The sequence below is a fragment of the Sphingobium sp. D43FB genome (assembly GCF_002312805.1).
In the GTDB taxonomy this organism is placed as follows: domain Bacteria; phylum Pseudomonadota; class Alphaproteobacteria; order Sphingomonadales; family Sphingomonadaceae; genus Sphingobium.
Map to the genome: position 1 here is coordinate 1 of NZ_NMUA01000042.1, position 17,560 is coordinate 17,560.

Annotated in this window: 15 protein-coding genes and 1 pseudogene; 12 read left to right on the top strand and 4 right to left on the bottom strand. The window is 56.3% G+C overall.

Translation table 11 applies throughout. From position 1 onward, the window contains the following. The first annotated feature begins 489 nt into the window (after nt 1-489). The 8 genes from SxD43FB_RS20810 to SxD43FB_RS20845 all read left to right on the top strand — a co-directional run bounded on the left by SxD43FB_RS20810 (nt 490) and on the right by SxD43FB_RS20845 (nt 9,125). Complete coding sequence (locus tag SxD43FB_RS20810; RefSeq protein ID WP_096063811.1) at nt 490-1,656, top strand: nucleotide sugar dehydrogenase; 1,167 nt, start codon at nt 490-492, stop codon at nt 1,654-1,656. 8 nt (nt 1,657-1,664) lie between these two features. Continuing rightward, the gene (locus tag SxD43FB_RS20815; protein WP_096063812.1) at nt 1,665-2,684 is read left to right on the top strand and encodes an NAD-dependent epimerase/dehydratase family protein; all 1,020 of its coding nucleotides are present in this window, start codon (nt 1,665-1,667) and stop codon (nt 2,682-2,684) included. After that, complete coding sequence (locus SxD43FB_RS20820) at nt 2,647-3,900, top strand: glycosyltransferase (protein ID WP_176482878.1); 1,254 nt, start codon at nt 2,647-2,649, stop codon at nt 3,898-3,900. Before SxD43FB_RS20815 ends, SxD43FB_RS20820 begins: the two co-directional genes overlap by 38 nt. A 439-nt stretch (nt 3,901-4,339) precedes the next feature. Beyond that, nucleotides 4,340-5,827, top strand: a complete 1,488-nt coding sequence (locus SxD43FB_RS20825; RefSeq protein ID WP_096063814.1) for an oligosaccharide flippase family protein — start codon at nt 4,340-4,342, stop codon at nt 5,825-5,827. Next, nucleotides 5,824-6,891 carry a glycosyltransferase family 4 protein gene (locus SxD43FB_RS20830; RefSeq protein WP_096063815.1) on the top strand — a complete coding sequence of 356 codons (1,068 nt, stop codon included), beginning with the start codon at nt 5,824-5,826 and terminating at the stop codon, nt 6,889-6,891. Before SxD43FB_RS20825 ends, SxD43FB_RS20830 begins: the two co-directional genes overlap by 4 nt. A 56-nt stretch (nt 6,892-6,947) precedes the next feature. Beyond that, nucleotides 6,948-7,511, top strand: a complete 564-nt coding sequence (locus SxD43FB_RS20835) for a serine acetyltransferase (RefSeq protein ID WP_096063824.1) — start codon at nt 6,948-6,950, stop codon at nt 7,509-7,511. 241 nt (nt 7,512-7,752) lie between these two features. Next, complete coding sequence (locus SxD43FB_RS20840; RefSeq protein ID WP_096063825.1) at nt 7,753-8,331, top strand: serine acetyltransferase; 579 nt, start codon at nt 7,753-7,755, stop codon at nt 8,329-8,331. 281 nt (nt 8,332-8,612) lie between these two features. Beyond that, a complete protein-coding gene (locus tag SxD43FB_RS20845; RefSeq protein ID WP_141249573.1) occupies nt 8,613-9,125 on the top strand; it encodes a hypothetical protein in 513 nt (170 codons plus the stop codon). Between the two features lie 9 nt (nt 9,126-9,134). On the opposite strand, the gene SxD43FB_RS20850 is transcribed toward SxD43FB_RS20845, so the two are convergent. From SxD43FB_RS20850 to SxD43FB_RS20870, 4 genes are all read right to left on the bottom strand, one after another. Further along, nucleotides 9,135-10,265, bottom strand: a complete 1,131-nt coding sequence (locus tag SxD43FB_RS20850) for a glycosyltransferase family 4 protein (protein ID WP_096063817.1) — start codon at nt 10,263-10,265, stop codon at nt 9,135-9,137. Nucleotides 10,266-10,302: 37 nt separating this feature from the next. Beyond that, nucleotides 10,303-11,550 (bottom strand): glycosyltransferase family 4 protein, encoded by a 1,248-nt coding sequence (locus SxD43FB_RS20855; RefSeq protein ID WP_096063818.1) that lies wholly within the window; start codon nt 11,548-11,550, stop codon nt 10,303-10,305. Next, nucleotides 11,550-12,674 carry a glycosyltransferase family 4 protein gene (locus tag SxD43FB_RS20860; RefSeq protein ID WP_096063819.1) on the bottom strand — a complete coding sequence of 375 codons (1,125 nt, stop codon included), beginning with the start codon at nt 12,672-12,674 and terminating at the stop codon, nt 11,550-11,552. The genes SxD43FB_RS20855 and SxD43FB_RS20860 overlap by 1 nt, the downstream gene beginning before the upstream one ends. 728 nt (nt 12,675-13,402) lie before the next feature. After that, complete coding sequence (locus tag SxD43FB_RS20870; protein ID WP_141249574.1) at nt 13,403-14,698, bottom strand: O-antigen ligase family protein; 1,296 nt, start codon at nt 14,696-14,698, stop codon at nt 13,403-13,405. Nucleotides 14,699-15,175: 477 nt separating this feature from the next. Between SxD43FB_RS20870 and galE the strand changes: the two genes are divergently transcribed. The 4 genes and pseudogenes from galE to SxD43FB_RS26105 all read left to right on the top strand — a co-directional run bounded on the left by galE (nt 15,176) and on the right by SxD43FB_RS26105 (nt 17,287). Continuing rightward, nucleotides 15,176-16,216, top strand: a complete 1,041-nt coding sequence (galE, locus tag SxD43FB_RS20875; RefSeq protein WP_096063822.1) for a UDP-glucose 4-epimerase GalE — start codon at nt 15,176-15,178, stop codon at nt 16,214-16,216. 166 nt (nt 16,217-16,382) lie between these two features. Then, entirely contained in the window at nt 16,383-16,724 is a 342-nt protein-coding gene (locus SxD43FB_RS26095; protein WP_255245842.1) for an IS5 family transposase, read from the top strand. Between the two features lie 40 nt (nt 16,725-16,764). Continuing rightward, nucleotides 16,765-16,875: pseudogene (locus tag SxD43FB_RS26100) on the top strand (IS5/IS1182 family transposase); the annotation flags it as partial. A 28-nt stretch (nt 16,876-16,903) separates the two neighbouring features. Further along, complete coding sequence (locus SxD43FB_RS26105; protein WP_255245843.1) at nt 16,904-17,287, top strand: transposase; 384 nt, start codon at nt 16,904-16,906, stop codon at nt 17,285-17,287. Nucleotides 17,288-17,560: the final 273 nt, after the last annotated feature.

Genomic DNA, 17,560 nt, shown 5'->3' on the forward strand with positions numbered 1-17,560 from the left:
CAGCGCCGCATTATACGCGCTCCAGTTTGTCGTGCGATACTTTGGTGAGGCTGGCTTGGGCATAGCCGCCCCCTAAAGCACTCGATTCACCTGAGGAATCCCCCAGGCGCAATTTCGCAACAAAGCCCTTTTAAGGCCTCGATGAAGCCAGCCTGCTAAGGCTATGCGGGTTGATGTAATGCCACTCGGCCGGCCGCCGCCGCCGGTCGCCCGGCTTGTAAATTCAGGACGTTTAACCCTGCTCCGGTTCTGCCACAGGCTAGATTTCTATCATTCACGCTGGAGGCATTTTTCAGGAAAGCGTCAGCCGTGCTTTGAGCCGCCATGTGTGCGGTGCAGCATAAATTCGTTGACTATTTTAGCGACAAGTTGGATTAGGCTGTTTAACGAGCGGCCCGTTAAAGAATCCGCTTAGGGGACTGATAAAGCCAATCAGATTGCATTCGGTTTCTTTTGAAGCCTCACTATAAATTCGTGAGTAACCCTAGGATGAAAATCGCCGTTTTTGGCCTCGGTTATGTGGGCCTTTCCAATGCCGTACTGCTGGCGCAGCATAATGAGGTTCTGGCAGTTGATATCTCGGCTGAACGGGTAGAGCAGCTCAATGCTCGCCAATCGCCAATCGTCGATGCAGAACTTGAGGCGTTCTTGGCCAGTCGCGATCTGAACCTGACGGCAACGCTGAATGCCTATCAGGCGCTCACCGACGCGGACTACGTGATCATCGCCACGCCTACGAATTACGACGCGGAAACGAATAAATTCGATACATCGTCCGTGGAGACTGTCATCCGCGTTGCGGTTCAGGCAAATCCTGCTGCAACAATCATTGTCAAGTCAACCATTCCGGTCGGATTCGTTGAAGACGTGCGCGAGCGCCTGAATGCGCCGCAGGTCATCTTCAGTCCCGAATTTCTGCGTGAAGGTCGGGCGCTTTACGACAACCTGTATCCCTCGCGCATTATCGTAGGTGAACGCTCGGATCGTGCTCGCGCTTTTGCCGACCTTCTACTACAGGGGGCGGAAGCAAAAGACGTCCAAATACTGTTCACTGATGCTAATGAGGCTGAGGCAATAAAGCTATTCGCCAACACATATCTTGCTATGCGGGTCGCATTCTTCAATGAACTGGACAGCTATGCTATCGCAGGTGGCATGGACACGCGTCAGATTATTGATGGCGTTGGTCTCGATCCGCGTATCGGTAGACACTATAACAACCCAAGCTTTGGCTATGGCGGCTATTGTCTGCCTAAGGATACCAAGCAGCTTCTGGCTAATTACTCTGACGTACCGCAGAACCTGATCCGCGCAATCGTCGATGCCAATCGCACTCGGAAGGATTTCCTGGCCGACCAGATCATAGCGGCGAAGCCGCGCAAAGTCGGCGTTTTCCGTCTGGTAATGAAGGCTGGTTCTGACAATTTCCGCCAGTCCTCGATCCAAGGTATCATGAAGAGGATCAAGGCTAAGGGCATTGAGGTGATGATCTACGAACCGGCGTTGCCGGATGAAACGTTCTTCGGCTCCGTCGTAATAAGCGATCTTGGCGAATTCAAGGCCAAATGTGATGTCATCATCGCCAACCGGATGACTCCCGAAATTGAGGATGTGAAAGCCAAGGTCTTCACTCGCGATTTATTCGGATCGGATTAATAAACCTAATGCGCACTGTACTTGTTACCGGCTCGGCCGGATTTATCGGCTCCTTTGTTTGCCAGCGGCTCCTACGCGATGGTTTCCGGGTTATTGGCCTTGATGCAATGACAGACTATTATGAGGTTTCGCTGAAGCAGCGACGCCAAGCCCGGCTCCTCCAGTCTGAGCATTTCCACGCTATCGAAGATTATGTCGAGACGCCAGGCCTGCTATTGAATATTTTCGCTCGTGAAAAACCAGATGTCGTGGTGCATCTCGCAGCACAAGCAGGTGTGCGCTACTCGATCGAGAGTCCGCGCTCGTACCTCGAAAGCAATATCGTGGGCACATTCGAACTGCTCGAAGCTGCCCGCGCTCATCCACCGCAGCATATGCTGTTAGCTTCCACCTCCTCGGCCTTCGGAGCCAACACCGAAATGCCGTATCGCGAGACCGACAAGGCTGATCACCAGATGTCGTTTTACGCCGCCACTAAGAAGGCGACGGAAAATATGGCCCACAGCTATGCGCACCTGTTCGACCTGCCGGTGACAATGTTCCGTTTTTTTACAGTCTACGGCCCGTGGGGTCGGCCTGACATGGCACTGTTCAAATTTACCAAGGCGATCCTTGAGGGCCGTCCGATAGACGTTTACAACTATGGCGACATGAAGCGAGACTTCACTTACATCGACGACTTAGTGGAGGCGATCCGACTGCTGATTGACACTCCTCCAGTGCGCCTTTCTGATGGTGAGGCGGTGCTTCATGGCGATAGTCTCTCGCCGGTGGCGCCTTGGCGGGTCGTAAACATAGGAAATTCCAATGCGGTGCAACTCACAGAGTTCATCGAAGCGATCGAAACAGCCACCGGGTGTCGAGCTGACCGAAACTTGATGCCAATGCAGGCAGGCGATGTGCCTGCGACTTGGGCTGATGCTGCTCTGCTCAAAGAGTTGACGGGCTATACACCAAAAACGAGCGTGGGTGACGGTGTGGCGCGGTTCGTTGAGTGGTACCAAGATTATTATTCCGTTTCCGACTAAGGAATGTTGGAATGCTCAAGGCAACGTCAGATTCCAGCTGGAAACTGCCCGGCACCGATCCAATGAAAATTTCCGAAGGCGCATGTTTCAAACAGACTATCACATTTGTGAAGGCGGTCTGCGTATGAAGGTGCTTCATATCATTGAGACACTGAAGTCCGGCGGGAAGGAGCGCCAGCTGCTGGAACTAGTGCGTGGGAGCTTGGCGGCCGGGGTAGATGCACACATCCTGGCCTTGTCAAACGACTTTGAATATGACGTGGCGGATATTGCAGATCGTGTGCATAGCCTGCCCCGTCGTTCGCGATGGGACATGGGTCTGGTACTGCGTGTGCGCGACTTCGTGAAGGCGATGCGGCCGGATGTGTTGCACAGCTGGGGCACGATGTGCTCGCTCTATGCCGTACCTGCCTCAAGGTTTGGCCAGCTGCCATTAGTGTGCGGCCATATCCGTGATGCGCCCTCACGCTTGTCGTCATTCGATAAGCGCTGGGTGCATAGTTGCCTCTCCCACCCTTTTGCCGCCGCCATCGTCGCCAACAGCCGCGCCGGTCTCAGCGCTTATCGCGTGTCCGGACCACGCTCGTATGTGATCCACAACGGTTTCGATTTCGCGCGGCTCGATGCAGCGCCGGTCGACCCGGCGTTGAGACAGGAACTGGGGATCGACACGCCTTATGCTGTGGGCATGGTGGCGCGCTTTTCCGAGCACAAGGATTATCCCACTTTCTTCGCGGCCGCCGAAATCCTCCTAGCTGCGCGTGGCGATGTCACCTTTGTTGCCGTGGGTGATGGCCCGCAATTGCCCGCTGCGCAAGCGCGCTATGCTGACGTGCCGCGAATGCGGATTCTTGGCCGGCGCAGCGATGTCGAACGGCTGAATCAGCAGCTGACAATCGGTGTCTTAACTACCGCCGTTTCCACACATGGGGAAGGTATTTCCAATGCGCTGACGGAATTCCTGGCCGCCGGAAAGCCGGTGGTAGCGACTGATGATGGGGGCAATCGTGAGTTGGTAGCAGACCATCAGTGCGGCCTTCTGGTGCCTCCCTCCGATCCGGCCGCCCTTGCCAGCGCGATAACTCGATTGCTCGATAATCCGCAACTTGCCGGCACCTATGGCGCGCGCGGGGCGGAAGTAGTGCACACGGTCTTTACCCGACAACGCATGGTCGAGGCCTGGCTGAGCCTCTATCGCGAGATATTGACTGGATAATCGACGTCCGGCCATTTCCCGCATTACCGGGCGATTATGCACCTAATCTCGCCCTCAGGCTGTTGGAGCTCTAAATGACGATTTCAATAACAGCCGCGACGTGCGCTATCGGAGCGACAATGGCTGGCCGTCTCAAAGGAGAGGCGCACAATGCGGTTGAGATGGATAATTTTCATCCCTACAACGACTCTCAAATAAAGGGGGACCGCTTACACTCGGTCTTTGAGGCGAGCTGCGATTACCAGCCGTTTCAAACTGGCAATGTGCTGACGACCTTCGCTGATGCCTGCAGGATAGGAGAGAAGGCCGGTTGCGGCTCACAATTTCGATATCAGGAGAGGTCTCACGCTTCGTCGAATGGCATCTCAGCTATCGGAAGTTTTCAGCCTAGTCTGACAAGATCCATGTATACGTCCCAGACTGAGAAAAGCCTGACCGCATGACCGGCGCTGCCCGACCATCTGCGCGTCTGAATAGTTTGGTGACGGCCGGCGGCATGCTGTTGCAGCAGGCGCTAGGCTTCATCGGCGGCGTGTTCGTGGCAAAGCTGCTCGGCCCGGCCGATTATGGCGAAGTTTCTGTGCTGCGGAGCATATTAACGATCATCATCGTGGTAACACCGCTTGGCCTAGACCTCGCCCTGTTTCGTATCCTGCCGCGTTTCGACGATGCGCCACACGAACAGGCGCTGCATTTTCGAAGATTCCGTATTCTCGTTTTCGCGTCCGGCATCGTCATGACACTGCTCGGAAGCATGTTAGTCGGTCCTCTGTTGGCGAGCCACGTTTATGACTATACGGGGTTTAAAACGAACTTCTCATTGACTCTATTAGCCATTCCGTTCGCCAGTGACGTGTTGCTTATGGTGGCTTGGTTTCGCGTACAGGGAAATATCATCCCGATTCTGGGCATCACATATTACTTCCAGCCGATCGTGCGCACCGTCCTTAATGTTTTGGCCGTCTACCTAGGCTATGGCGTTATAGGCGTCGTCATCGGGACTACCTTCGCCTACCTCGCCGGTTTCCTGCTTGCCGTGCCTTACTATGCTTGGACGCAGCGCGAGCGGGAACCGCATGGGCGAGCTTCAGAAGCACCTGACTGGAAAGTCAGTTGGCAGCATTTCCGCGAAGCGCCATCCATGGCACTTAACCTCTTCGCTTACAGCATTATGCGCACAGCAGACTTGGCCATTGTCGGGGCGATTGCCGCGACCCATGCGGTAGGTGAATATGCTGTCGTATCGAACATCGCCCAATTGGTACCTGTCGCAGCGACATCGCTGATGCAGACATTAGGACCAGCCATCGCCCGCCATCATAGCAAAGGCGACAATGCTGCGGTGGCTCGCGACATCAACAACACGATCCGATGGGCGACGATATTGGGAGGCTTCATCTTCGGTGGTATAGCAGGATTCGGCGAGCATCTCGACGTGATATTCGGTCCGGCCTACAAGCCCGATCCGGCGATCACTGTGCTCATCCCACTCGGCTATCTTATAAGCGCGGCACTCTCTCCGACCAGCTATGCGCTCACCATGTGCGGCCGCAGCAAGACCGACCTTGCGATACTGATGCTCTCGTCTGCAGTGCTCGTTGGCACTTGCATACCGTTCACTATGGCCTACGGCACGGTCGGGGCCGCTATATCGGTGATTATCGCCTTCACGCTGATTAATCTACTGCGCCTGATCGCGGCTAACAGGTTACTGGGGGTACGTCTCGGCAGCTGGGCAGACATCATCCCGCCTACGCTCGCATTCGCCACGGCCGCCGCCCTCAATCATCTCATCACGTCTAAAGACACTAATTTATCCCGGCTGCTATTGGCCTGCACACTTTATGCGGTGCTCTATGGCCTAATTGTTATTAGTCTGCCTGCCTGCCGCAAATTACGTTGGAAGTTGAAGAGCAAAGTGGCATGAAGTCAAAGCGCATCCTTTTCATCGCTCCTCATTTTGCTGAATATAGTGAACGCTTGGCGGCCGGCCTTGCCGGGCAGCTACCCACGCGCCTTATTCTCAACAGCTATAACCGCTCGGACGAGATGCAGCATTCGCTGTCGGGCAAAGCGAGCGTAACCGCAATTCCTATGGAGAGGCGCTGGCATCACGCTTTCGCCCTTTTTTATTGTATATTTCAAGCGATGCTGTTCCGTGCCGATCTGGTGATCGTGCAGGAAGGCGTTCGGCAGTTCCTCAAACCCATGATAGGCCTATTGCGGCGTTTTACCCGTGTCGCACTAATAGTCCACGACCCCAAGCCGCACAGCGGCAGCGACAGTTCGCGCGCCTTGGTCGACGTGCCATATCGCCGATGGCTGCGGGAGCATGCGGACGTTTTGATCGTTCATGGCGAGCGGTGCCTGAGCGAGATGGTGTCGCTTGGATATGATCCCGAAAGGATTCTATCGATTCGCCACGGAGTCCTGATGACGCCAAAGCGCCGCCAACCTAAAGCGGCCAAGCCGGGGCGCATACTTATGTTCGGAAGGATGGAAGCCTATAAGGGGCTAGAGGTCCTACTTGATGCCGCATCTTTGCTGAGCGCGCGCGGTGTCGATTTTCATCTTGTTGTCGCTGGCGCCGGTCCCGAGCAGGGACGCCTCGCCCACCGGATTGCAACCATGCCGAATGTCGAGGTGATCCCCCGCTACCTCACGCCCGAAGAGTTGCAGCGGGAGCTCGCACTGACGTCATTCGTCGTCGCGCCCTATCTCGATGCGACGCAAAGCGGCGTCCTCGCGTCCACTTTTGCCAATGGTCGTGCCGCAATCGCCAGCAATGTTGGCGGCCTCAGCGATGTTGTAAAACATGAAATAAACGGCCTGCTGGTGCCTCCCGGCGATGCCACCGCTCTCGCCGATGCTATGGCCGCTTTTTTGCAAGATCCAAACCAAATCCACCGCCTTGGCCGAGGCGCAGAAAATTTCGCTGACGATGAATTAAATTGGGACCGAATTGCCGAAAACCTTCTTTCTAAATTGTGAAATTTTAGCATTTCTCTCAATTTAATTTATCAATTAACTTGTATTCGGTGGAAGATATGGACAAAAAATCTTTTCTAGATGTATTCGCGAAAGATTTGATTGCCCATCACCCCCCTGTGCAAAAATATAATATATTTGTCGCGATAAAATATCCTATTCTAAGGTATCAAAGGCGACTTAGAATTATAGAGTTTCTAAGTAAAAATGAGAATAATAAAAATTTTATTAAATATATATATTTTAACATATTAAAATATTTTCACCAGCGGGATAGTATAAGACTAGGCTTTACCATACCGCCGCATACTTGTGGCCCAGGACTGTCAATCGCTCACTGGGGAACTATTTGTATAGAAGGTAAGGCGCGAGTAGGGGCGAATTGTCGAATTCATCAAGGCGTAACTATCGGAAGCTCGGGCGGAAAAGTTCCAGTTATTGGCGATAACTGCTTCATCGGTTGCGGCTCAGCTATTATCGGTGGCATTATATTGGGTGATAACGTCACGATAGGGGCTAATGCTCTGGTGAACCGATCATTTCCCTCTGGTGCTGTTTTGGTTGGCGTGCCTGCCGTCAATATCAGTAATAAGGTCCGGGTAGATGAAGGACGCTCAACTTGAATGGATGATTTTCGTCATGTGTTTGCTCATAATCGCCCCAGTCGCGTTCGCGATTTAAAAGCGATCGTAAAGCTCAAGTATTTCATGGACCGTTTAGCATTAGTCCAAGGGGTCGCTGGCTCTCCGCCTGAATAATGCTCCACTGATTGAAAGACTGTATTGTTGCACAACCGAGAGCGCGCGCGGCGCTTGCCGACGGAGCACTGGCCAAGGATCATATGGGAATAAGATGGATTCCATCATGAATGATGCACATAATTTCACTGATCCGCTCGCTTGCGATGTCTATCGTGTGAACGGCATATACTCGCGCAAGCTTGCTCGCCCGCTGGCGTGTACCAACCGTGCTTTCCGGCCAATCTATACGCTGCGTTGGTATCAGTCTGCCTCGGGCATCGCAAAGAAGATCGCGCGCCGTGCGCACATCATGGCTTGCCAGCGGGCCGGCCTCGACATGCCCGAGATGGTCGAGATCGGCGCAGGGCTCGCCATCCAACATGGCTGGGGTGTTGTCATCAACGCCCGCGCCAAGTTGGGCCGAAATGTCACCCTGCTGCACGGCGTGACGATCGGAGGTGGGTCGAAGATCAACGAGGATGGTGGGCGGGAAACCGGCTATCCCGTGATCGAGGACGGCGTGACTATCGGCCCGAATGCCTCCATCGTCGGGGGCATCACCATCGGCGAAGGCGCCCGCATATTGCCTGGCGCAGTGATCTTTTTCGATGTGCCCCCCCATGCGTTGGTCGGCGGCAATCCAGGCAAAATCCTGAAGCAGGATGTGCCGGAAGATATCTGGAACAAGGTGCCGTTTCGATGAGAAAAGCCGCATGCATCATAGCTATGTGTGAGGCCACACTGATCCCGTCGTCAGCAGCGGGGGAACCCGCATCCTACTCTGCCCCCGCCTGCAACACCGCAACCGCACGGTCCGTCAGCCCTCGCTACGCCCCGCCGATTGAGGACGTGACGCTGCCCAGTGAAGCGATCCCGCACGGTGCGACCAATCCGGATGGCCGCCCGTTTAGCTGGGCGTTACGCGCGCGCCCTTCGATGGGCAACGCACCACCGGACGATTGGACCCACATCGTCGCGACGGGGATGATCTATGCCGGCATTGGCGGCACGCATCCGCGCGACGTTCGCGTGGAGGTCCGCAATCTCGAATTGTTCGTTTTACCGAAATTGAGCAGGCGCTGGTGCATGCTCGACCGCGCGTCCGCACCCAGCGGGCGGCATTTTCGCGAAAATTTCTCTGGCGACGCGGCCGATCGGGGAGCGACGACGATAGCCAAGCAATCAACGCTGACCCTACTGCAGGCCGACCGGGTGTTCCACTTCTGGGGCGAGCGTGTTTCTTTGCCCAAGGGCGGTGTCGCGGGCGTATACGTGCAATATGAAGCGCGCATGGTTCCCGCGCGCCCCGGCGGATCTCTTACGGGGAAGGCAAACTATGTCGGCTCCGCCTCAGCCGATTACTGGAAGGATGCCAACGCACCCGCCGGCTTCGTCGGCACTTTCAATAACGATGTCGCGATAGGCCGCTTCAAACGCCTTTCGGAACGCTTCCGTTTGTTCACGATGAACAGCAACGCTTGGCCAGCCGCCCGCTGATCGGCACTGTCACACCTCGGCGCGCACGTGTTCCATGAAATCGCGCAGCTTGGCCGAAAGATGCACGGGATCGTGCTCGGTATTGGCATGCGCACGGCAGCGCCCTGACATTGCAGCATAGTCTGCTTCCGACAGAGCCGCTGTCTCTCGCACGACCTGCGCCAGGGCCTCCGGATCGGCGGCCACACGACCAAGACCGCGAGTCTCGATCAGGCTGTCGGGATCGACCGCCCGCGAAGCGACGATCGGCGTGCCCGCGCCCCAAGACTCCAAGAATGTATTGGAAAAGCCTTCGTAATGCGACGTGCTCAGGAGCATGATCGCTTTCGACAAAAAATCCGGCACTTTGGTACGCCGCAGATAGCCCACCATCTTAACATTGGGCAACGCCTCGAGTACAGCGATCGCGTCCACCGTCGTCTTGTCGTTCATTCCGATTTCTAGCTTGCCGCCAATACGAAATTCCACATCGGGCAGCGCGTATGCGATGCGGGCGAGCAGTGGCAGGTTTTTTTGCGGCTGGAATATGCCCAGCCAAGCAACATAGTGCCGCTCGCCACGCGGCAAGCTTGGCCCACTGTTCATCTGCTGATAAGGGTTGTGAAGCACGATCGCGCGCTTGCCCGGATAGAGCTGCTGGATGCGGCTGAGTTGATAGCCATTCTGTGCAACGAACCCGTCGGCATTTTTCAGGCCTAGCCGATAGAGGCGTAGCGCCATGACGCCCAAACGCTTCTCCACCCGCTCGTCGACGTCAATGTCATTGGCGCAGCGATAGATGAACGGCACGCGCAGATATCGGGCGAGTAGGTACATCAGCCCCGTGTTGATCCCCGCTACCGCCTGCACCACGAAGTCCGGACGCCATGAACGCCCGAATGCTAGCATTCGTGGAAGGAAACGAAATAGATAATTGGCTCCCGGTATACGCCCGCGGTCGGCATAGGCGCGCAGCAGCGCCACCTGCTCGGACCGTTCAGCATTTTGCGAGGCGTTTTCCGTCGTGATGATCGCCGTGTCCACACCAATCGCGCGGAATCCTGCCAGCCAAGCGCGCAATTCGACCGCCCATCCGCCAACCGGATAGTCAGCATCATCAAATAGATGCGGAATCGTAAAGTCGATGAATAGCAGTTTCAAAGGAATTTCCCCATGCGTTTGTCGATGACCCGCGCGCCTAGCTATGCCGCCATGTCGTGCTCTTCGCCACGCCCAGTTGGCGATAGACGTCGCTCATGCGCTCATAGTAGCGCGCCGCGCTTAGATGCTCAGCGACCATCATCCCGCCCGCGCGGCCCATCGCTTCCAGATTGGCGACCGGTGTCGCCGATATCTCTTCCAGCTTCGATGCTAGTGCCTCGACATCACGCGACGGAAAAGTCCATCCCGTCACGCCATTGTCGATCATCTCGGGGATACCGCCAATGTCCGCGCCGAGCACGGGACGGCCAGCATTATAGGCCTCGATCACGCTCATCGGCGCATTCTCATACCATTCCGATGGAAGGACGATAGCACGTGCATCGTCCAGTAATTGCTCCAATGCCGCGCCAGTGCGATAACCTAGGAATGTGACTGGCGCGTTGAGGTTTTGCGCTAGTGCCCGAAACTCCTGGTCGCACGGGCCGGTGCCTGCGATGTTCACCGCCACGCCCGTCATTGCCGCTGCACGGATCAGCGTCGCAAGGCCCTTCTCTTCCGACAGGCGGCCGAAATACAGCACGGCTCCGTCCAACTTCACCGGCGCGCGGCGTGGCCTAGCCCTCACGAAATTGGGGATATAAATGACCTTGTCCGCGTCCCAGCCCCATTCAATCAGCTTGTCGCGATAGAAGCGGCTCGGCGCCACGACCCGATCGACCGCATTGCGATACAGTCCGGCCAGCCGATGCACCGTACTCTCGACGGCGATCAGGCTGGACAGCGCCATGCTGCCCTTCATGCAGCGATGCACGGCCACATTCCAAAGCTTGCCGCCCTTGCACCGTTCACATACCTTGCCGCCTGACAACATCTTGTAGCTGGGGCAGACAAGCTTAAGATCGTGCGCGGTCAGTACGGCGGGAATGTCGTGTGCCTTGAGCGCGCCGAGAATCGAAGGCGAGAGATGGTGGTAGATATTGTGCAAATGCGCGACATCGGGCCGCGCTGCGCCGATCAGCGCATGCAAGCGGCTACGCGCATTGCCATTGTAGATGATCGCAGCCGCCGACTTCGCTTTCGAGACTTTCCCCTGCATATATTCTAGGTCGATCAGGTCTGCGAAATATGTCTCGTCGGTACCCGGTAGGTTCTGCGGATGCCGCATACTGAACCAGTCGATGTCCCAGCCATCGTTGGCAAATAGCGCGCCATGGTCGAGATAGACGGCTTCCGCCCCGCCCCGACGATAATGATAATTATTAATGTTCAACAGCCGCGACATCAGTGCGTCCCCAGCACGCGTTCATACACATCGATCGTTCTCCCCGCCGCCTTGTCCCACTGATAATTGGACAAGATATCGCTCCAGTCGACATGCGAAGGCATAAAGCTAGCGAACGCCGACTGAATCAGCTTCGCCAGTGCATCGGTATCACCAACCGGATAAATCACATCCTCCGGTATGCCCATGGCGCGATAGACGGCCAAATCGCTTAACAGCACGCGCTGCCCGAACGACATCGCCTCAAGCAGCACGATGGGCAGCCCCTCGTGCGTCGATGGTAGCACGAACAGCCCAGCATTGCCGAAAATCTCATTCAGCACCGCACCGCTGATATGCCCGGTCATGTGGATGCGCGGATTGGCATTGGCCCTTTCAATGACGGCCCGGGAATAGCTCGATTCATGGTCCGCACCGCCCACTAGCACCAGCGACAACCCATCGACGTTCGCCTTTTCGAATGCCGCAATCAGGTCGAGTTGACGCTTCTCAGGCACGAGACGGGCTACATTGACTATATAGCGACCGCCCGTCAGTCCCCGCGCCGCCAGTTCCGCGCCTGCGGGAATCTTCGTCATAAGCCGAGCGCCGTTTGGGATGAAGTCGATCTCGGAGTTGAATTTCTTGCGTAATTCTAGCGCGACAATTGGCGAGATTGAGATGCAGGCCTGTGTCCATTTCACCGCGAAATATTCGCCAGTGCGCAGCACTTTACGCGCGATCAGCCCCCATTTTTCTCGGTTATAATCATTGCCATGATGAGTGGCTACGACTTTTATGCCTAACGCACGCGCCAGCGGCGTTATGAAATTCGGCCCTACTGCATGGACATGCAATATGTCCGCCCTCTTGTAAGAGGCGTATAACACCCCGACGACTGAATGCAGCATGGTTTCAAGTAGCGGGTTCTTCAGCGTTGGCAGCCACTTCACTTTCACGCCGACGTGACCGTGGCTGTCCTTGCGATAAGGCGAGCGGCCCACGACGACGACCTCAAAGCGATCGGCGGGAATATATTTTATTATTTCTTCGGCATGCGTCTCAACACCGCCTTGGATGCCGCCAATGCCCCGTAGGCCCAGATAGATGATCCGGGGCCGTCGACCGCCTTCAGATCCAACCATTCAGAAAGATTCCCGTTCGTACCAAAAAATGATATCAAAGCGCCAGGCTGAACCGGACTGAAATTTGACGGCATCGATAGGCTTGGTCCACGGCGTCGCCGATCATGGTCTGCACATCGGGACGGTCGGCAATCGGCATCGAGGTATCCTAACGGGATATGTTTAACGTAGTCGGTAGATGCGCACGATGGCACCCATCAGCGCATGTTGCAATGCGGCAGATCGTCATCTTGTATCAATAAAAACGCAAAACAAATTCGAAATTTTCGTGCTCCTTACCAATTTTGTGCGCACCGATCCGACAGCGCGCCAATAGTCGCGCGACATTCACGATGAGAAAGCGCAACAATGGCGGGTGCCAAGAATGAGATCGACGCGTGGCGACGGGACTATAGCGAGTGCCGTCCTCACACCTCCCTGGGCTGGCTTACGGCAGATGAAGGCCGGAGGCCCACATTAATACCCGCACACGAAACCAGGGAACCCTCACCATCACGCCAGACTGTAATTAAGCTTGGAGAAAAATCTGGGGGTCACGTCATCGCGCATCAACGATGGGATGCCGCCAATTAGAAGCGGGACGTGGATTTTAACGCGACGCCGTCATTTATTCTAAAATCGAGGGTTCTTGCAGAAGTTAGAAATGCGATGCGGCACCAACCGCCGCTCTCTAGGCCCAATCGGAGACCATTGTACTCGTTAACGATGTGAGCCACCGGTCATGCGCCTCACACCCGCTGCGCAGAGTCTTCCCGTAGGGGTGCCGAGGCAACAACCTCGTCCGAACGAGGTTGCCAGCGCTGTGTACGGTTACGCAAAAAGCCAGAGGCGCGAGGCAGGCAGACAGTGCAAATTAGCGCCGTCCAAGTTATAGCCCCCCAACCTCCAACAAGACGAGTGGCATTCACGTCGCCACCGGCCATCACCATTGATCCGAACAGAATCATAAAGAGGCTGGTGGTCGCTTGCCGGTCGAGCGGCGGGGTAGACCGAGGCAGCGTTGATGCGCGCCATATGCAGGCGAGAAACAGCAAAACGAACAGTAGCAGGCCTATCACGCCGGTTTCCACCAATGCTTCAATATAGCCGCTGTGCGCGTGACGGGCAGCAACACCGTGGGTTTGCAGCAGAATAGGCTGGAGAGTCTTGCTCGTGCCTGCCACGTAGCCGTAGCCCGTCAACCACGCATTCTGCCAAAGGTCAATCGAGGTCTCCCAGATCGGTGTACGACCGTTAAAGGTAGTATCCCGACCCAAGAAGTCGAGCGCCGTTAGTACAGCGGAACTTGTCGCCATCACGGCGACAATGGCCGATAGTATTGTCCAGGTGAGGGCAGCTCGGATGCGGGAAGGGTTGCCCGCGAACAGTATCGTCGCCACTCCCATCGCCGCCAGCCCGACCCAAGCGTTGGCGGATCTTGCAAAAATGAAACAAACAAGAGCGGCTACAACCCCGCCCGCCTTGATGATCGTCGGCATCGTCCAAACCTGCCACGATCGGACCATCACGACGAGGCCGATCGCAGCGGTGCCGCCTAGGGCGTTCTTTTCCACGAACAGCCCTCGCCAAGCGCCCGCTTGATCCTCCGTCCAACTGTCGTACGCGCCCATCACGCCGATTGCGGGCATTGTGACCGCCAGCAACGACGAAACCACGAGCGTTGCCACCAACACGTTAAGCAACACGTTAATGGAGCGACTGGTAGACAATCCGTTACACAGCGCCGACAACGATATACATATGGCCGCCATGTCAACCGCGGCGCGTGCGGTTATAGCGCGGTCCACGGTCCAGAGAGTTGTGGCAGCGAGATAAAGCACATAGATTAGCAAGATCGCTGCACGGACAGTTCGCGGTGGTCGCGCGCCGAAGAGTAGCGCCAGCGCGAAAATGCCCACCGTCGCCAGTGAACGGATAGGATAGAGCAGTGCGGCTGCTGGCGTCTCCTGCCCTAGCCGGTCACCGTAAAGGAAGGGACCGAAGCCGATGAACCCAGCCAGCAACACCTGCATGTAGAGCAACATTTCTAGCAGCGTTGCTAGCTTCAGCCCCCCACGTTTGTACCCCGAGCGCCTTACGAAAACCTGTACCTGTGATGTCACAGAAATTCCTTGGCTGCTGACCTTCCGGCACCAATTCCGTTAGCCGAATACCGCGAGTCCACGATCAACAATCGGTTCTCGTTTGTCAACGTGGTTTAATTTTGAGGGGCCCGTGGGTGCGATTAATCAAACGGCTGTGGGTGTAACCCGACCCCCTCGGCCTGAGGGTAATGGAGCGGTTTCCGGGTTGCCAGGCGCATCTGATTATAAAATGCTTTAACGTGGGGTGTTACGCTGCTCAATGAGTTGGTGGCGCCCCACTGGGAGCACGTTTCGATTGATGTCTCGACCATAGGCGATAAGCTCTTATGTCGTAAACCTTTCAATCGGTATTGCTTGAAAGCCTGCCTCATGTTGTTATGCACACAAGAATTAATCATTTCTGCAGTTGGGGCATCTATGATCAATAAGCAGCCTGTCCTCGTGACTGGGGGCGCGGGGTATATCGGCAGTCATGCGGTCCTTGCTCTCAAGGACGCCGGCTGGCCGGTTATCGTCATCGACAACTTCAGTACGGGCTTTCGCTTTGCCATCCCGGACGGTGTTGCTTTGTATCAAGGGGACGTTGAAGACGGCGCGCTATTAGCTCGGATTTTTGCCGAACAGGGCATGGGCAGCGGCATTGGCGCGATTATGCACTTCGCAGGCTCGATCATTGTGCCTGAATCTGTAGAGAATCCGCTTAAATACTATGAAAATAATACTGCCAAGAGCCGCGCCCTGATCCAGGCTGCAGTCATTGCCAAGGTACCGCATTTCATTTTCAGCTCGACAGCTGCGACGTACGGCGTGCCCGAAATTTCGCCGGTTCGTGAAGACAGCCCCAAAGCACCGATAAATCCCTACGGAATGTCCAAGTTGATGACTGAGACGATGCTGGGGGACGTTGCGCGCGCACACCCCGTCAATTATTGTGCGCTACGCTATTTCAACGTTGCCGGTGCCGACCCTAAGGCGCGTACTGGTCAATCGACCGCAGGCGCCACTCACCTTATCAAAGTGGCTGTGGAGGCAGCTCTGGGCAAGCGTAGCTATGTCGGTGTCTTCGGCACCGATTTCGCGACCCCCGATGGCACCGGGGTGCGCGACTACATTCATGTCTCCGACCTCGCCAACGCTCATGTGCTTGCACTAGAGGCTCTCATTGCCGATCCGGCGCAGTCGCTAACGATGAATTGCGGCTACGGCAACGGCTTTTCTGTTCTTGAAGTGCTCGACGCGGTCGACAGGGTTACGAACACCAAGCTAGTGCGACGGTTTGAGAGCCGGCGGGCAGGAGATCCTGATTCGTTGATCTCGGACAACAGTCGGATTCAGGCAACGCTGCCTTGGACGCCGCAATATGCTGATCTAGCTACTATTGTCGAACATGCGTTGGCTTGGGAGCGAAAGCTTGGTGACATGAGGGGTGAAGTCGCGGCATTGCCAGCCTCGACCTGATTTGAAGGCGGGGTGGTCGGCTCATCGCAAAACTTGGTTGTTAATCTGCGCTGGTACCCGTGTGCGCTGATTATGACTCACGCTGCGGATTGAACTAGGCCGTGTTGACATAGTGGGTTCCCAAACGACGTGATCTCTGATTCAAGACTGGTTTTTGGAGGCGGTGTTGGGTCGAGGGGACGTGTCGGACGAGGAATGGTCGATCATCGGAATGCTGCTGCCCTCAGAGCGCGGCCGCAAAGCCCGTCCGTCACACGATAACCGGCGTTTCCTGAACGGCATGCTGCATGTGTTGCGCGTTGGCTGCCCCTGGCGCGACATGCATGAGCGCTATGGGAAGTGGAACTCGGTCTATGTCCGCTTCCGGCGTTGGGCCGAGCAGGGCGTGTGGGACGAGGTACTCGCCACGCTGGTCGATCTCGGGCTGACCGACGATTGGCAGCACATGATCGACAGCACGATCGTTCGCGGCCATTCCCAGGCAGCGGGCGCTAAAGGGGACCTGTAAGGAAGGCTTTGGTCGAAGCCGCGGCGGCTTTACGAGCAAAATCCACGCCCGCTGTGACGGTCAGGGCCGCCCTCTTGGCTTCGTCCTGACAGGCGGTGAGGTGTCGGATTACCGGGCCGTTTCCGCGCTGCTCGACATGCCTGTGGCCAAACCCAAGGCCCTGCTCGCCGACAAGGGATATGACGGTGACCGCCGTCCGAGAAGACTTGCTTTGGCGCGGTATCCTGCCGATCATCCCGCCCAAGGCAAACCGTCGAGAGCCGCCCGCCTGCGACTTCCGGCGCTACCGCGACCGCAATCACGTCGAGCGCCTGTTCAACGGACTGGAGCAATCTCGACGCATCGCAACCCGGTACGACAAAACCGCTGCCTCTTTCCTCGGCTTCCTCTCGCTCGCCGCCGCCAAGCTATGGCTAACCGACTATGTCAACAGGACCTCGATCGCGGACAGAGTGAGGTTCAACTGCTTCATGATCGCTCTTGCGTCTCGGCAGCCCGCGATCACCAGCCAGCAGAGCTGCGCTGCGAAGGTTTTCCAAATGCGCCGGATGCACAATCACTAGATGCCGCTTGCCGGCGCGCGTGACGTAAATGCGGTCCATCCTTGCCCGCTCGGCCAGGACGAGCGGTTTGCGCCACATGTGAGCAATATCAAGCACAATGGTGCGCCTGGGATAGCGCCCTTGCCGGACACGATGATCGAGCATGCTGAAGCGCCCCGGGTTTCCAGGAGGCTCCAACTTGTGAGAAGGAGCATCCGTTATGAGCAAGACAACCAACAAATTTTCACCTGAAGTCCGCGAGCGGGCGGTTCGTATGGTGGTGGAGCAGCGGGC

What these genes read in the sequence shown, in the direction of transcription:
- SxD43FB_RS20810 (WP_096063811.1), top strand. Translation starts at nt 490, where the DNA reads ATGAAAATCGCCGTTTTTGGCCTCGGTTATGTGGGCCTTTCCAATGCC.
- SxD43FB_RS20815 (WP_096063812.1), top strand. Translation starts at nt 1,665, where the DNA reads ATGCGCACTGTACTTGTTACCGGCTCGGCCGGATTTATCGGCTCCTTT.
- SxD43FB_RS20825 (WP_096063814.1), top strand. Translation starts at nt 4,340, where the DNA reads ATGACCGGCGCTGCCCGACCATCTGCGCGTCTGAATAGTTTGGTGACG.
- SxD43FB_RS20830 (WP_096063815.1), top strand. Translation starts at nt 5,824, where the DNA reads ATGAAGTCAAAGCGCATCCTTTTCATCGCTCCTCATTTTGCTGAATAT.
- SxD43FB_RS20835 (WP_096063824.1), top strand. Translation starts at nt 6,948, where the DNA reads ATGGACAAAAAATCTTTTCTAGATGTATTCGCGAAAGATTTGATTGCC.
- SxD43FB_RS20840 (WP_096063825.1), top strand. Translation starts at nt 7,753, where the DNA reads ATGAATGATGCACATAATTTCACTGATCCGCTCGCTTGCGATGTCTAT.
- SxD43FB_RS20845 (WP_141249573.1), top strand. Translation starts at nt 8,613, where the DNA reads ATGATCTATGCCGGCATTGGCGGCACGCATCCGCGCGACGTTCGCGTG.
- SxD43FB_RS20855 (WP_096063818.1), bottom strand. Translation starts at nt 11,550, where the DNA reads ATGTCGCGGCTGTTGAACATTAATAATTATCATTATCGTCGGGGCGGG.
- SxD43FB_RS20860 (WP_096063819.1), bottom strand. Translation starts at nt 12,674, where the DNA reads ATGGTTGGATCTGAAGGCGGTCGACGGCCCCGGATCATCTATCTGGGC.
- SxD43FB_RS20870 (WP_141249574.1), bottom strand. Translation starts at nt 14,698, where the DNA reads ATGTTGCTCTACATGCAGGTGTTGCTGGCTGGGTTCATCGGCTTCGGT.
- galE (WP_096063822.1), top strand. Translation starts at nt 15,176, where the DNA reads ATGATCAATAAGCAGCCTGTCCTCGTGACTGGGGGCGCGGGGTATATC.
- SxD43FB_RS26105 (WP_255245843.1), top strand. Translation starts at nt 16,904, where the DNA reads ATGACGGTGACCGCCGTCCGAGAAGACTTGCTTTGGCGCGGTATCCTG.